This window comes from Mesorhizobium sp. EU05-FHT14A09 (assembly GCF_058790995.1).
In genome coordinates this window covers 75,789-89,294 of the sequence record NZ_JBYTDF010000012.1, presented here as the reverse complement: position 1 = coordinate 89,294, position 13,506 = coordinate 75,789, and the positions used below count along the sequence as shown (strand labels likewise).

At 61.4% G+C, this 13,506-nt stretch carries 18 protein-coding genes and 1 pseudogene; 9 read left to right on the top strand and 10 right to left on the bottom strand.

Annotation, left to right across the window (positions count from 1 at the left end; genetic code table 11):
* The first annotated feature begins 17 nt into the window (after nt 1-17).
* Nucleotides 18-569, top strand: a complete 552-nt coding sequence (locus tag AC3WTO_RS28020) for an invasion associated locus B family protein (RefSeq protein WP_492464212.1) — start codon at nt 18-20, stop codon at nt 567-569.
* Nucleotides 570-721: 152 nt separating this feature from the next.
* Nucleotides 722-1,582, top strand: coding sequence for a helix-turn-helix transcriptional regulator (locus AC3WTO_RS28015; protein WP_492464213.1), 861 nt, complete (start codon nt 722-724; stop codon nt 1,580-1,582).
* 255 nt (nt 1,583-1,837) lie between these two features.
* On the opposite strand, the gene AC3WTO_RS28010 is transcribed toward AC3WTO_RS28015, so the two are convergent.
* Entirely contained in the window at nt 1,838-2,080 is a 243-nt protein-coding gene (locus AC3WTO_RS28010) for a helix-turn-helix domain-containing protein (RefSeq protein ID WP_492558457.1), read from the bottom strand.
* A gap of 118 nt (nt 2,081-2,198) precedes the next feature.
* Here AC3WTO_RS28010 and AC3WTO_RS28005 point away from each other — a divergent pair, with 118 nt between their 5' ends.
* Entirely contained in the window at nt 2,199-2,699 is a 501-nt protein-coding gene (locus AC3WTO_RS28005; protein WP_492464215.1) for a hypothetical protein, read from the top strand.
* A 25-nt stretch (nt 2,700-2,724) separates the two neighbouring features.
* Here the strand turns inward: AC3WTO_RS28005 and AC3WTO_RS28000 are convergent, their stop codons facing one another.
* Entirely contained in the window at nt 2,725-3,102 is a 378-nt protein-coding gene (locus tag AC3WTO_RS28000) for a helix-turn-helix domain-containing protein (RefSeq protein ID WP_492464216.1), read from the bottom strand.
* Between the two features lie 23 nt (nt 3,103-3,125).
* On the opposite strand from AC3WTO_RS28000, the gene AC3WTO_RS27995 reads away from it, so the two are divergent.
* Entirely contained in the window at nt 3,126-3,602 is a 477-nt protein-coding gene (locus AC3WTO_RS27995; protein ID WP_492464217.1) for a helix-turn-helix domain-containing protein, read from the top strand.
* A 109-nt stretch (nt 3,603-3,711) separates the two neighbouring features.
* On the opposite strand, the gene AC3WTO_RS27990 is transcribed toward AC3WTO_RS27995, so the two are convergent.
* Nucleotides 3,712-4,086, bottom strand: coding sequence for a winged helix-turn-helix transcriptional regulator (locus AC3WTO_RS27990; protein WP_492464218.1), 375 nt, complete (start codon nt 4,084-4,086; stop codon nt 3,712-3,714).
* Between the two features lie 89 nt (nt 4,087-4,175).
* Here AC3WTO_RS27990 and AC3WTO_RS27985 point away from each other — a divergent pair, with 89 nt between their 5' ends.
* Nucleotides 4,176-4,766, top strand: a complete 591-nt coding sequence (locus tag AC3WTO_RS27985) for an FMN-dependent NADH-azoreductase (protein ID WP_492464219.1) — start codon at nt 4,176-4,178, stop codon at nt 4,764-4,766.
* A gap of 169 nt (nt 4,767-4,935) precedes the next feature.
* Here AC3WTO_RS27985 and AC3WTO_RS27980 read toward each other — a convergent pair whose 3' ends face one another.
* The 6 genes and pseudogenes from AC3WTO_RS27980 to AC3WTO_RS27955 all read right to left on the bottom strand — a co-directional run.
* Nucleotides 4,936-5,154 (bottom strand): hypothetical protein, encoded by a 219-nt coding sequence (locus AC3WTO_RS27980; RefSeq protein ID WP_492464220.1) that lies wholly within the window; start codon nt 5,152-5,154, stop codon nt 4,936-4,938.
* 138 nt (nt 5,155-5,292) lie between these two features.
* Entirely contained in the window at nt 5,293-5,760 is a 468-nt protein-coding gene (locus AC3WTO_RS27975) for an Hsp20 family protein (protein ID WP_492464306.1), read from the bottom strand.
* Between the two features lie 318 nt (nt 5,761-6,078).
* Nucleotides 6,079-6,450 carry a DUF982 domain-containing protein gene (locus AC3WTO_RS27970; protein ID WP_492464221.1) on the bottom strand — a complete coding sequence of 124 codons (372 nt, stop codon included), beginning with the start codon at nt 6,448-6,450 and terminating at the stop codon, nt 6,079-6,081.
* Nucleotides 6,450-6,725 (bottom strand): hypothetical protein, encoded by a 276-nt coding sequence (locus AC3WTO_RS27965; protein ID WP_492464222.1) that lies wholly within the window; start codon nt 6,723-6,725, stop codon nt 6,450-6,452. The genes AC3WTO_RS27970 and AC3WTO_RS27965 overlap by 1 nt, the downstream gene beginning before the upstream one ends.
* Nucleotides 6,726-6,972: 247 nt before the next feature.
* Nucleotides 6,973-7,293: a hypothetical protein gene (locus AC3WTO_RS27960; RefSeq protein WP_492464314.1), complete on the bottom strand. Its 321-nt coding sequence runs from the start codon at nt 7,291-7,293 to the stop codon at nt 6,973-6,975.
* Between the two features lie 64 nt (nt 7,294-7,357).
* Nucleotides 7,358-7,609, bottom strand: a pseudogene (locus tag AC3WTO_RS27955) (DUF2934 domain-containing protein); the annotation flags it as partial.
* A 312-nt stretch (nt 7,610-7,921) separates the two neighbouring features.
* Here AC3WTO_RS27955 and AC3WTO_RS27950 point away from each other — a divergent pair.
* From AC3WTO_RS27950 to AC3WTO_RS27940, 3 genes are all read left to right on the top strand, one after another.
* A complete protein-coding gene (locus AC3WTO_RS27950) occupies nt 7,922-8,452 on the top strand; it encodes a DUF6894 family protein (protein ID WP_492464223.1) in 531 nt (176 codons plus the stop codon).
* A 100-nt stretch (nt 8,453-8,552) separates the two neighbouring features.
* A complete protein-coding gene (locus AC3WTO_RS27945) occupies nt 8,553-10,853 on the top strand; it encodes a cation:proton antiporter domain-containing protein (protein WP_492464307.1) in 2,301 nt (766 codons plus the stop codon).
* Nucleotides 10,850-11,413 carry a low affinity iron permease family protein gene (locus AC3WTO_RS27940; protein ID WP_492558456.1) on the top strand — a complete coding sequence of 188 codons (564 nt, stop codon included), beginning with the start codon at nt 10,850-10,852 and terminating at the stop codon, nt 11,411-11,413. Before AC3WTO_RS27945 ends, AC3WTO_RS27940 begins: the two co-directional genes overlap by 4 nt.
* Here AC3WTO_RS27940 and AC3WTO_RS27935 read toward each other — a convergent pair.
* Nucleotides 11,385-11,954: an alpha-ketoglutarate-dependent dioxygenase AlkB gene (locus AC3WTO_RS27935; RefSeq protein WP_492464225.1), complete on the bottom strand. Its 570-nt coding sequence runs from the start codon at nt 11,952-11,954 to the stop codon at nt 11,385-11,387. The two genes, AC3WTO_RS27940 and AC3WTO_RS27935, sit on opposite strands and share 29 nt — an antisense overlap.
* Before the next feature lie 168 nt (nt 11,955-12,122).
* On the opposite strand from AC3WTO_RS27935, the gene AC3WTO_RS27930 reads away from it, so the two are divergent.
* Nucleotides 12,123-13,418, top strand: coding sequence for a glucoamylase family protein (locus AC3WTO_RS27930; protein WP_492464226.1), 1,296 nt, complete (start codon nt 12,123-12,125; stop codon nt 13,416-13,418).
* The last annotated feature ends 88 nt before the right edge of the window (nt 13,419-13,506 follow it).

The following is a 13,506-nucleotide window of genomic DNA, read 5'->3' as shown; positions in this document are numbered from 1 at the left end:
ACAGGACACGTACCATCATGATGCAGAACCTTGGGCCAGCGGGGCTTTTGTTCCTCGCGCTCGTTGGGCTGGCGACCGCGCCGGCGCTGGCCGCGGGCGAGGTCAAGGCCGAGGGGCCGACGACCTTGTCCGAAACCTATGACGCCTGGACCGTGCAATGCGTGAGGACGCAGGCCGGCGAAGTGTCGCAGCGCCTTTGCCAGGCGAGCCAGGACCTGCTGCAGCAGGAAACCCGCCAGCGTGTGCTGACCTTTGCGTTCGGCGTCACCGGCGCCGGCACCAGGGCGACGCTGGTGCTGCCGTTCGGCCTGCTGTTGTCCGACGGTTTTCGCGTGCAGGTCGGCGACGAGCAGATCCTGCAGGGCGCCTACCGCACCTGCCTGCCGGCCGGCTGCGTGGCCGAGATCGACGTTTCGGAAGCTGTGATCAAGAAGCTGGAGACCGTGGAAGCGGCAAGCGTGCTGATGACCGCGAATTCGGGACAGCAGGTCAAGACGGATGTTTCATTCAAAGGGTTCCCGCTGGCCTATCGACGCCTCGTCGAACTGACGCTAGATGCCGAGAAGTAACGCAGAACCGACATTGCACCCAAAATGCGGATGGAGTTGGTCTTGATCGCTCCCCGACAATGCTTCCCTGGCCTGGAACAGTTTGCTCCGGCCCACGAGATATTGGCTCGAACGCCTGGGCTTTCGGCCACCGCGGACGTGTCGTCACGGCCATGACCGATGGCAGCCGCCCGGGCGAAATCCTCGATTTCATCCCCGACAAGGATCGCAGCCGCGTTGCCACGACGAGCGGCGGTGCCACCTATGCGGTGCGGCCGGGATCGTCGCTGTCGTTCCTCGCCGAAAGCCACTACGCCACGGTCTTCTTCACCCCGGCGAGGAAGGTCCAGGCCTCCGTCAGCAGCGACGTCCTGCAGGAATTCGACGTGCCGGCCGGAGCGCTGGGCATCGTTCCGGCGGGAGCCGAGCCGACGACGATCTGGCCGTCGCGCAAGGAGAGCGTCGCCGTCATCGTCACACCGGCCACCATGACCGATCTGGCGGCGCGCGAATATGACGGCAAGGCGTTCGAGCTGCGCCCGACGATGGCCACGGCGGCAGACCCCTGGGCGCTCAGGCTTGCCAAGCTGCTGCGTGCGGAACTGCTGCTGCCGGCGGCGAACGAACTCTATGTCGATTCCATCATCACGCTCTTCGGCATCCACCTGCTGCGCAATTACTCAGGCGCCGCGCCGCTGCGGTCGCCTCGCGGCACGCTGTCGCCGCAGAACACCAGGCGCATCCAGGAATTCCTGGCCGAGAACTTCACCTGCAAGCTGGCGGTGAAGGAGCTTGCCGCGGTTTGCGGCCTGTCGCCGCGCTATTTCATCCAGACCTTTACCAAGACATTCGGTGTGCAGCCGCATCAGTATGTGCTGCGGATGCGGCTCGACTTTGCCGAGCGCCTGCTGCTCGAAGGTCAACTGACGATCGGTGAGGTGGCCCTTCTCAGCGGCTTCTCCAGCCAGAGCCACCTGACCCATACCCTCAAGAGCAAATATGGCATGACGCCGACTCAGATCCTTGGGGGATAGCCAAGTCACTGCCCTTCAAGTGAGCCGACGAAATCTCCTGTTTGAAAGCGAGATTGGCCGCTCGTCGGAGGCGGACAGTCCCGCGTCCCGGCTTCGCCGTCGCATACTGACGCTCCTTAGACCGCCTTGTTGAACCGATCTCGCGGACGCGAATTTGCTTCGAAGCCCCGCCAACTGAATTGTGGCTAGTGATGTCGGGGCTTCTACGCTTTATGCGCTGCTTTTTTGATTGTCGCTGTAGTTGTGGTAACGACGTTACTTTCTACGAGATAACCTAACGCCCGGCCCGCTGCCATTCGCAGGTATGAACTCAACGCCAGCGCGCTCCAGCGCCTGCGCCAACGCTTCAAGCGTAGAGTCTCGCGGAACGGTCTGAGCGCTTTCTATTCTGGCGAGCGTACGAACAGTGACGCCGGAAGCGTTCGCTAGGTTCTCGCGAGACCAGTCAAGCAACGCTCTTGCTGCGCGTATCTGCTCTGGGGTTATGTCCTTTTTCATGACATTTCTTCTTGATAAAGTCACAAAAAGTGACATACTGATCCATGATGCGGTCGCGCTGAGTGCTCGTAACACCCGGCGCGACCTAACCACGTCTAAGCTGTCTGGAGCTCGGATCATGGCTGATTCCGACCATACCACGACTTTGTCTACCGTCACCCGCAGCAAGGCAATCGCTGGAGGGGCGGCCAAAGCGTTTTCGCCCGGCAATTCTGAGATTGCGCTAGATCCCACAGTCGTCGTGTGGGGCAAATGGCGGGCGGCCCAGGATGAGGTTGACCGGCTCTGTCGCCGTCAGCAATGCCTTGAGGCGGATCATAGGGCCGGGGCAGGGGGCGTAGGTGACTACGCGGCAGCGCTGATCGCTGAGAAAACGGCCGGTGAACAGGCGACGGAACTGTTAAAGCGGTTGTCCCAAACGCCGGCCGCATCGCTCGCTGGTGTCGCGGCCAAGCTGGACGCGGTGCTGGGCGAGGGGCAACCCAGCGAGGATGACGAAGAATTTCCGTGGCCGCAGATCCGTTCTGCCTTGGCGGATATCATCCGGATTGGCCGGTTGAATGAGCCGCTGCATGGGAGCGTGGCGGCGCTTCGGACGGGAGGGGGCAATTCAGCGTGATAAGAGGCGACAGGCCGATGGCGGATCACGCCTTCGGGTCCAGCAGCCGGACACCTTCGCCCTTCTTGTCCACGGACAGGAATTCTATGCCCGCTTTTTTCAGGGCTTTTTCGATGGACTGGAGCGTGCTGACCCGTGAATCGACCTTGCCCTTCTCCAGCCGCGCCAACGCGTTCACGGAAACGATTGCGGCGTCCGCAAGGTCCTGCTGCGACCAACCAAGCAAAGCCCGTGCGGCTCGAATCTGTCGTGGACTGACCATGCCGCCACAATCGGCAGGCATGTCGGCTCCGCCACAGATAGGGTGAATTTCAACCTCATAAGGTGTATTTACCGCCGTCTGGAATTTGAACCGGCTGACTGACGTTTCGGATGGAGTGACGTGTGGAGCAGCGACGCTCATTGTCGAAAGCGGGAAACCCAGGCTTGACCGCCGGCGCGCAGGGCAGGGGTCGGCCCCATTTGGCCGATGAGCATGTCGGCGCGCAGATCGCGCTGGTGCGCATCCACTCCGACGTCTCGCAGGCCCAACTCGCCCGCTCCATCGGCATCAGTTTCCAGCAGTTGCAGAAATACGAAAGCGGGCGCAACCGCGTCAGCGCCTCCATGCTCTACGAGATCGGCAGAGCGCTCAACATGCCTGTCAGCCGTTTCTTTGCCGGACTGCCGGGCAACGACGAAGCCGGCGACAAAACCTTGTCGCTTCCAGTCGATGAGCGCGTCCATTTCATCGCCAGTGCCGAGGGCCGGCGTATGGTCGAGGCGCTGATGCAGCTTCCGCCCCGTGTGCGCGGCCGCATATCGTCGCTGATCGCTGCGCTTGGCGAAGAGATCGACCCGGGAAGGGCTCTCGGAGCTAGGCCAGATCATGAGGGCCATGCTGGCGAGGGGCGAGACAGGTGACGCCGCCACACGACCCCGCTGCGGCCAGGAACGCTGCTTCGGTCGCGCGGCGTTCCCTCGCGACGGAGCTTGCCTGGATATTGACCAGCTCGTCAGTGCTTACGCGCGCCTATTCCGTCGGATTTCGCTCGTCATAGCTCAGGCGACTGTGCTCTATGCGGTCGAAGTGATCGTTGGCCCAGTCGCCCAATGCGCGCACCGGAACCGCCAGCGAGCGACCGAGCTCGGTCAGAGCATATTCGACTTGCGGCGGAACCGTTGCGAAGACAGTCCGGGTCACCATTCCATCGCGTTCGAGCGCCTTGAGGGTCCGTGTCAGCATTTGCTGGCTGATGCCGTCAGTCGTTCGCTTGATTTCATTAAATCGCCTGGGGTGTTCAAGTAATAATGCAATGATCATGACGGTCCACTTCTCGCCGATAAGACCAAGAAAGGTACTCAGCCGTCTGCAATCGGATACTGAAGTGTTTGCAGTCACATTCATATGACCTGGTCCCAAAAATAGGCGTCCTTGGCGGCGCAATAGTATTCATATAGCTGGTTCAGGGCATTTTTCCAAACCGGAGATATCCCGTGAAACTTCTACACCTCGATTCCAGTATCCAGGGCGAGAACTCTGCCAGTCGCCTGATCTCGGCCGCCGTGGTCGGACAATTGCGGCAGGTCCATCCTTTGATTGCAGTCACATATCGCGACCTCGTCGCCGAACCAGTCGCCCATCTCGACACTGCCGGCTTCAACACCCTTGATACCGCCCCCGAGGTGCAGCAGTTCCTTGACTCCGACATCGTTGTGATCGGCGCTGCTTTCTACAATTTCACTGTCGCCAGTCAGCTGAAGGCCTGGATAGACCATATCGTCGTGGCGGGCCGCACTTTCAAATATACCGAGAACGGACCGGTCGGGCTCGTCGACGGCAAACGCATCATCATCGCGCTTGCGCGGGGTGGTATCTACAGCGAAGGCTCACCCATCGCTTTCCTCGAACATGGCGAATCCCTGCTTCGCGGCGTCTTCATGGGCCTGTGCGGAAGAGAGCCGGAATTCATCATCGCCGAGGGCCTCAAGCTTGGTGAAGAGTCTCGCCGGTCCGCGCTGGACGGTGCGCTGCAACGGGTCGGGCACCTGACGGCGCAGCCCGCGCTGCTGGCAGCAAGCGCCTGAGCGCGAGGAGCAGGGGCGGCGCAGGCCGCCTGCTGCTGCACGGGTGTGAGATCCTTGGCGGCACCTGAGCGCCAGCTCCCTCGAAAATCGACGGTCGGCGAACCGCCAGTTTGCCGACCATAGCTTTGCCTGCGGTGGATGGAACGCTCGTCAGACTCTGCCACCAGGCCTATCGTCGGTCGAGATGGTTCCTGAGTTCCTCGATCAGCTCTTCCTCATCGACAACGCCCTGTGTGAAGAGCTCCATAGCCGTCTTGGCTAACTCCTCGGCTGCCGGACTGCCCTGGCCAAGGCGACGCTCGCGGCAGAGCTCGTCGAAAATGCGTTTGAGCAGATCCATATCGCTCGGATCGGCGACCCCGGCACTGGAAGTACGTAGAACGGCCATACTTACCTCCTTAGGTACGTTCGAACGTCCAACACGTCTTGGGAGGCGCCCCGGCATTGATGCTTCAGGTTCATACCACTGCCCAGCTGCTGTCGGCAGAAGAGCAGTGGTCGCCAGGGTCCAGAGCAGACCCGTCGGTCAGGCCGCAGCCTCGCCTTCGATGCGTATTGCCGGCTTCTTTGTGGGCCCGCTATCGATCGCGATCCGGCGCCGCTTCATGGCCTCGGGGATTTCCTTTCTGAGATCGATCTCCAACAGACCGTTTTCGAGCCTCGCTCCGATGACGCTGACATGATCGGCGAGCTCAAAGCGACGCGCGAAAGGCCTCAGCGCCAGACCGTGATGGAGGTAGTTCACATCACCGTTTTCAGGCTTGGCGCCATTGACCACCAGCATGTTCGGCTCGTGCGTGATCGTCAGTTCGTCCTCTCTGAAGCCTGCCACGGCGATGACGATCCGATAGGTGTCATCGCCGATCTTGGCTATATCGTAGGGCGGCCAGTTATCAGTGTTTTGCGGGGAGCTGGCCTTTTCGAGGAGATCGAATATCCGGTCGAAGCCGATGCTTGACCTGTAGTAGGGGGAAAAGTCCATGCTTGCTCTCATAGCTACATCCTCCTTGAAGCAACATAGATACGAAGGCGTCAGAAGCCTTGCTGCTGACATCGTCGGTCCTGAATGGCACCGACGAAAATGAGGTGGTGATCCTGATTTCGGACGTCAAGTGGCGTGGCGTTTTGGCGGAGGCCGTGCGTCGTAGGGCATGGCTGCGACCCCGATAGCCGCAATCGGCGCCGGGAGCTAGCGAGCGAGCCGACGAGCCCTGCAACTTCTGGCGCGATGTCGTCCGCCACAGCTAGACGCCAAAGGCCCATATCTGCCGGGACAGCTGGGTACGGCTGGACAGAGGTCCTTGGCATCCATCTAGAAGCGCGACTTGTCGGACCGTGGCATTCGAACTGTCGCAGCGCGAAATTTCGCTGGATGCCGGACTGGCAGGCAGTGGAAATTTTCCGGCTCGATGGCGGCGAGTTCCCTGGCCACTCGGTCACACAGCTTTCGATGCCTGACGATGCGCCCCTGCTCAGTGGCTGCGAGGAGGAAGGCGTCATAGGCGGTCTTGTGCGTACACCAGCCTTGCGCGGCCTGTTCAACGAGCACAACCGCACGGCAATAGCTGGCGCGGTTTTTGTCCGGCCAGGCCATCGCCAGCGCCCTGGTGACATCGTGCAGGCACAACACTGGGAATTCGTAGTCGCGCGCCGTACGAAACGTCACCGATATGAACGGGCTCATCAGTCTTGCGCCGGCTGACGCAGCAAGTCGCCGGTTGCGAATTTTCGGCGAAAGTAGGTGTCCAGGTTTTCGCGGATCTCAGCCTCGTCGAGCGCACCTTGCCCGAACAGTTCCATCGTTTTTTTTGCGAGGTCCTCGGCAGCACCGCTGCCGCAGTGGAAACCATGCTGAAGACAGTAGTCGTCGTAGATTTCCCTGAGGAGTTTCAGGGCATCCAGATCGGCAACGCCACTCATGGGATAAAGGTAGAAGCGGTCACTGGCTGGCTGCTGCATGAAATGGCGCCTTTTCCGTTTGCCACCGACCCACTGGAGGATGCGCTCATTCCTTGCCGCCGTCCGTCTTCTAGTGGACAGAAGCGATCACTTATGAAGACGCCTGGATTCCAGCTTTCGCAACGGCTTAGGAGCGGAGCGCCGTGGCGCCCGCCAGCGCAAAGGGCCGCCATGGACCATTTTCCGACATTGCCAGCCGGGACGCTCACGGTTGCTGCGATCGGCCTGATCATGGCACGTGAGGTTGCTAGGCAGGAACCGCCTTGACCGGCAGGTCAGCCATGCCGGCACTCTTCGGTTCCAGCACCTGGTCGCTATTCTGGCGTTCCGGCTTTGGACGCTGCGCCTTCTTCGAGCGCCCGGGACGCGGTCTCTCGCTGACGTGCGGGCGCTCGAATTGCGTGTTGGGTGAATTCGGGGTGAGACGGGTACGGCTGAATTTCGGCTTCGTCAGGCGCAGCTCCGGCGAGCCCGACAGGCGGTTGCGCAGGCTCCGGGGAAAATGCCGGATCGTCGAAAGGCGGAAATTCTTCCAACGGTCTGCGCCGCTCCGCTTCCGCAATGTCATCGGCATACTCGTCGCGTGCTGCATTCGATCTGTCCGCGGCCAGACGATCTTCCGCGTCGACATCCTTCTCGGCCTGCAGCCAATGGTCTTCAGGGTTGGCATCGAGTTGCCCGCCTTGGCGCCACAATTGATCGGCGCGCGCGCGAATGCGGTCACTTCTGGTATCGTCATCAGAACTTGTCGCTCCTGGTCGCAGGAGATCGACGGTATCCGGTGTTTCCTTGTGCTCCCCGACATTGGACCGCGACGTCAGGGGGGCCTCGTCGGCGAGGGAAGGTTTTGGGCCGGAAATGGTCGGGGTGGTTCTATCGGACATGGTTTGTCTCCTCTCTGGATTGACAAACCAACCGGAACGATCACCCGTTCCCAAAATCTGCTGCCGGTTGGGACGTCGGTTCTGCGGCGCAGTTGTGTCCTTGAGGCAGCCCCGGCCAGCCAAATCTTCCGGAACGATTGATCTGCGGCGGCATTGTGACCCAGCCGGTTGTGGGCGGAGACGTCCTGAACACGCCTTCACAAGATGGAGGCATCACGCCCCCGATCGGGAAACGACCGGCCACCACCAGCAACAGCTGGTTGTGCTGGATGCGTAGAGGGCACCCTTGCCCAGGGGCGGCGGAGAACCAGAATGCAGATCGTTCGAACCGAAGTGTTTCGCCCGGAGGGTGCCAACATCGTCCGCGTCCGCTTTTGCGGAGACGGTGACGAATGCATCAGCGTCGAGATGCCAGGCGATCGGCAGGAGGCCGGCGAGGCCGTTCTCGCAAGGGCCAGGTCGCTGTTGCTGGAAACCGCCAGCGTCGGTGTTGCTGAAAATCGCTACGACGCCGAAAGCAACGGCAATTTCGATGAGGTGGCGGTCACCACGGCGCGAACGGAACACGACACCGTCTTCATTTTCGAATGCCGCGATGGCGAGGGCAGCCGTCAGTTTCCCGGCGTCAGGCTGCCGAGCCTCGACGCGGCGCGCGACGAAGCGCTGCGCCGCGCGGTCGCGCTCCTGGTCGACCTTGAGTTAAGCGAGCGTGCCCAGTCCGGATGGCTCGTGCGGGTGCGCGGCGAAAGTGGTGAATTGCACTGGGTGATAGACGTCGAGGAAGCGGATGCTGCCCGAAGCACGGCGGACCGCTCCTTGGCCAGCAACCATTCCCGGCTTTGAGCCTTCGGGTTTGTGGAGTGTCGGCAGAAACCTCAGCAGTGCATTGGCAATGATCCACCGACGCCAATTGCGCCAACGCACGGGGGGCGCTGTGTCGCTGATGCTGGCCGTGCTGTTGTGGAGCGGGTTCTGTGTCTTTGGCGGAACCGCTGCCGAGGCCGCAGCCAGGTCCACGGGACCAGGCGCCGTCTCGGAAAGCGCCTTCATTGCAGAGATCGTGCTGCTGCTCGTCGTCGGCAGAGGCCTGGGTGAAGTTCTCCAGCGCCTCGGACAGCCGGCCGTCATGGGGCAATTGATCGGCGGCATTCTTCTTGGCCCCTCCCTGCTCGGGTGGGCATGGCCATCAGCTCATCACGCCGTTTTCGCTTCAGGTCCCGAACAGAAAGTCATGATCGAAGCGATCTCGCAGGTCGGCATCCTCTTGTTGCTGTTGCTGACCGGAATGGAAACCGATCTCAAGCTGGTGCGGCGTGTCGGCGCCGCGTGTTTTTCGATCTCTGCGACAGGTGTACTCGTCCCCTTTGCCTGTGGCTTTGCGCTGGCCCAGTTCCTGCCGCAGACGCTGATTCCCAATCCGGATCAGCGTATTGTCGCCGGCCTGTTTCTAGGCACGTCACTCGCCATTTCCTCGGTCAAGATCGTGGCAATGGTGGTGCGGGAAATGAACTTCATGCGCCGCAATCTCGGTCAAATCATCGTCGCCTCTGCGATCATCGAAGACACGATCGGGTGGATCATCATCGCCATCACTTTCGGCATCGCCACTCAGGGCCATGTCGCCCTGGTCCCCCTGGCGACGACCATCGTCGCGGTTGGGCTGTTCATGGCGTTTTCGCTCACCATCGGCCGGCGCATCGTGTTCTTCCTGATCCGCTGGGCCAACGACGTTGTCCGCAGCGGATATGCGGTCGTCACGGTGATCTTCGTCATTACCGGTGTGATGGCAATCATCACCGACATGATCGGTGTCCACACTGTCCTTGGCGCGTTCATGGCCGGGATTCTGGTCGGCGAGTCGCCGATCCTCTCCAGCCATATCGAAGGCCAGCTGCGCGGCATCATCACGGCGTTTTTCATGCCGGTCTTTTTTGGCGTCGCGGGGCTTTCCGCGGATCTGACGGTCTTGCTCGATCCGACATTGGCGCTGCTCACGATCGGCCTCGTGGTTGTCGCCAGTCTCGGCAAGTTCAGCGGCGCTTTCATCGGCAGCAAGGCCGCCAATCTGTCCTGGCGTGAGGCCGTCGCCATCGGCTGCGGCATGAATGCCCGCGGCTCCACGGAAGTGATCGTCGCAAAAATCGGCCTGTCGATGAGCATCCTGTCGCAGAACCTGTTCACCATGATCGTGACGATGGCGGTAGTCACCACCCTTGCCATGCCACCCATGCTGCGGTGGGCGCTCGGCCGCATACCGCTTGGCGCGGAAGAAAAGCAGCGGCTCGAGCGTGAGGACATCGACGCACGGGGAGCGCTCTCAAGGCTGGAAAGGTTGCTGGTGGTTGCCGACAATGGCGCGCTCGGCAGGTTCGCGTCGTATCTCGCCGGCCTGGTCGGGGGCGGTAGCGGCATGCCCACGACCGTGCTGCGCGCAGGGCTGTCCGGACAGGCCTCCAGTCGAAGTAAACGACAGGGCGTCCAGACGCTCAAGGAAGGCGCAAAAGCCAGCGCGCGGGCGGTGAACGAGCAAGAAGCGCGTGCGGTCGAAAAAGTCGCTCTGACGGTCCGCGAAGAGGAGCTGGTGTCTCCTGATCGTGTCGCCGAAGAGGCACGCAAGGGTTACAGCATGCTGTTCGTTGGCTTGGCGCGCGGCTTGACGGGCAAGGGGATGTTCACGCGCAAATTCAGCGACCTCGTAAACGCATTTGACGGCCCGCTCTGTCTCGTCCTCAAGCATCCCGGTCAAAGCAAGTCGGCGCCGCTGCTGGACCGTGACAAAACCATCCTGGTGGCCGTCAACGGTACCGAGATGTCACGCAGCGCCGCTGAACTCGCGCTGGTCATTGCCAGGCCACACGGTGCGAAGGTGAAAGCGCTTTATGTTGCGCGCAATGCCACGCCAGCCGCCGCCTCCCTGTCGCATCGACGCGAAGAGGCCATTCTGAAAGACGTCGCGGAGCTGGCTGATCGTTACGGTGTGCCTGTCCAGACTGTCATGCAGCCGCGCGGCAGCGCAGGCAACGCCGTCGTCAGGGAGGCGACAAAGGGTGCGGCGCTGGTGGTCTTGGGGGTGGCGCGCCGGCCGGGTCGGGAATTGTTCTTTGGCGACACCGCGGCGGCAGTGCTGGCCGCCTGCCCCGGCCCAATCGTGCTGCTCGCCGGAGAGCGCCTGGCGCGCGATGCTGCCGCGCAAGAGGAACATCGAACGGGAGCCGGGGGCGACAACGACCAGGCGCCGGATTGATCTGTTTGTCGGGTTTGGCGGCTGGCGGGGCGGGCTGGTCTGAATTTTGGAACGCCGCCCGTCGTTGTTCGTTGAGAAGACGAGATTTCATCAGCCGGCGGCGTTTCATGGAAAAAGTCTTTTCTCACTTCGCCGACACCATTTCGCGGTGGACCGGCAAGCCTGCCACCTTTGCGCTTTGCGCCTTGTCTGTCGTTGCCTGGGCGGTGAGCGGGCCGTTTTTCGGGTTCTCCGAAACCTGGCAACTTGTCATCAACACAGGCACGACCATCGTAACCTTCCTCATGGTGTTCCTGATTCAAAGCACGCAGAACCGCGACGGCGTCGCCATCCAGGCGAAACTGGATGAACTCATTCGGGCTGGCGCGGCCAAGAACGACTTCATCGGTATCGAGCGATTGACGGAAACCGAGGTCGCAGAGTTCCGGGCGTGGTGCGAGAAGGCCAAGAAAGACGCGCCCGCCGAATCCACAATGCCAACTTCAGCAAAGAGAGCAGACCCTGACCGCAGGAAGCAGCGAAAGGCCCCTGTCAGGCGGAAACCATTGTCCGGAACGTGATCGAATAGCGCCGGGCTGGAACAGGCGGGATGCTGTGCTCCCAGATATGGCGAGAGTCACCGGACATCCTGTAGAGCGAGCGCGGTTGTGTGTCGACGTTCAGGCGCTGCCATGTTGTCTTGGCCTTGCGGCGAAAGCGAAACGTACAGGCCGAGGCGAGTGACAGTCCGAAGATTTCATCGAAATGGGGCTTGTCGCGATGCCAGCCAATGCCGGTGCCTTCGTCGTATTCGGTGCACAGGAACTGCCGAATGGCGCCGTTCGGAAGTTGGAAATGCGCTTCGATGCGGCGGGAGAAAGGCGACAGCCAATCCGGCGCCCCAGTCACGGTCTCGAGCTTGTGCAGCGCGTAATTGTAGCGCCATCCAAACGATGCCACACGTCGCTTTCCCTCGAAAGCCCCGAATTGAAAGGGCACCAGCGGCAGCGCGCGGATGCGCTCGATGAGAGCCCGTTCCTCCTCGAGGCTGACGAAGTCCGCGAGCAGACGAAACCCGTGCGGCTCGCTTTCTTCGGCAAACAGCTGGAGTTGGTCCGGCATCGCGGGTGCTCTCCTTCAGACGTCAGCAACGCCGGCCCGGGCGCCAGGTTCCACGGCACGCGCAAGCCTGCATCAAGGCTCCACCGACAGTGATTTTACCGGGTACCAAAAACAAGATTTTACCTGCCGGCCGTTGTGGTGCCCAAAAACCCTGCCTCACTGACGGCCATGGATACAGGATCAGCCGTGCTTTCCGATGAAGACATGCTGGATGTGGTCCAGCGGCGCGCGCTTGATTATTTCCTCCACCAGGCCGATCCGGTGACGGGGTTGGTGGCGGACAGGGATCGGCCCGATTCACCGGCAAGCATCGCTGCAACGGGGATGGGACTGACAGCCTATGTGGTGGCTGCGGAGCGGGCGTGGCTCAGCCGAAAAGAGGCGCGCAGGCTCACACTCAGAACGCTGCGCTTTCTGTGCAGCGCGCACCAGGGGACTGCGCCCGACGCCAGCGGCTACAAAGGGTTCTTCTATCATTTCCTCGATATGAAGACGGGCAGGCGGGCGTGGAAGTGCGAGCTTTCGACCATCGATACGGCGCTGTTGCTGGCAGGCGTGCTCGTTGCCAGACGTTACTTCGATCAGGATGACGAAGACGAGGCAGAGCTGCGCACGCTGGCCGATGCGCTCTACCTCAGGGTCGACTGGCGGTGGGCGTGCAACGGCGATGCCTTGATCTGCCATGGCTGGAAACCGGGCAGGGGTTTCCTGCCATACCATTGGCTTGGCTACGACGAGGCCTTGATCCTGTACGTGCTGGCGCTCGGCTCCCCCACGCATCGCATCGGCGCGGAGAGCTACGAAAAATGGCTGTCAGGCTATCGCTGGAAGACCATCTATGGCCAGGCGTTCGTCTATGCCGGGCCGTTGTTCATCCATCAGTTCTCGCATCTGTGGATCGACTTCCGCGGGATTCGCGATTCCTATATGCGCCAAAAAGGGCTGGACTATTTCGAAAACAGCCGCAGGGCGACTTTTGTTCAGCGCGAATACGCAATTCGCAATCCGCGTGGTTTCGACGGCTACAGTCACAACTGCTGGGGCCTGACCGCCAGTGACGGTCCGGGAAAGCATCACCGGGCTGGAAACGGCACCAGCCGGAACGTCTTTGCCTACCGGGCCCGCGGCGTGCCTTTCGGTCCCGACGATGGCACCGTCTCACCCTGGGCAGCGTTTGCCTCACTCCCTTTTGCGCCCGAAATCGTTCTGCCGGCGGTGCGGCATTTTCACGAGATCGAACCCGCGGATTCACCGGCATGCGGCGTGGGCGCCAGCTTTAACCCAACGGTCCGCACCATCGATGGCCATCCCTGGGTTTCAAGGGAGCATCTCGGCATCAACCAGGGTCCCATTGCGATTATGTTCGAGAACCATCGTTCGGCGCTCATCTGGCGCCTCCTGCGACAATGTCCATACGTAGGCAAGGGTCTGCGCCTGGCTGGTTTCACCGGCGGCTGGCTTTGAAGGTGCTTTGTGCGGAACGCCGAATTATGTTGGCGTCCAACGATGCGTTATCTCTTGAAAGTCGGTGATTATGACGCTAAATAGCGTC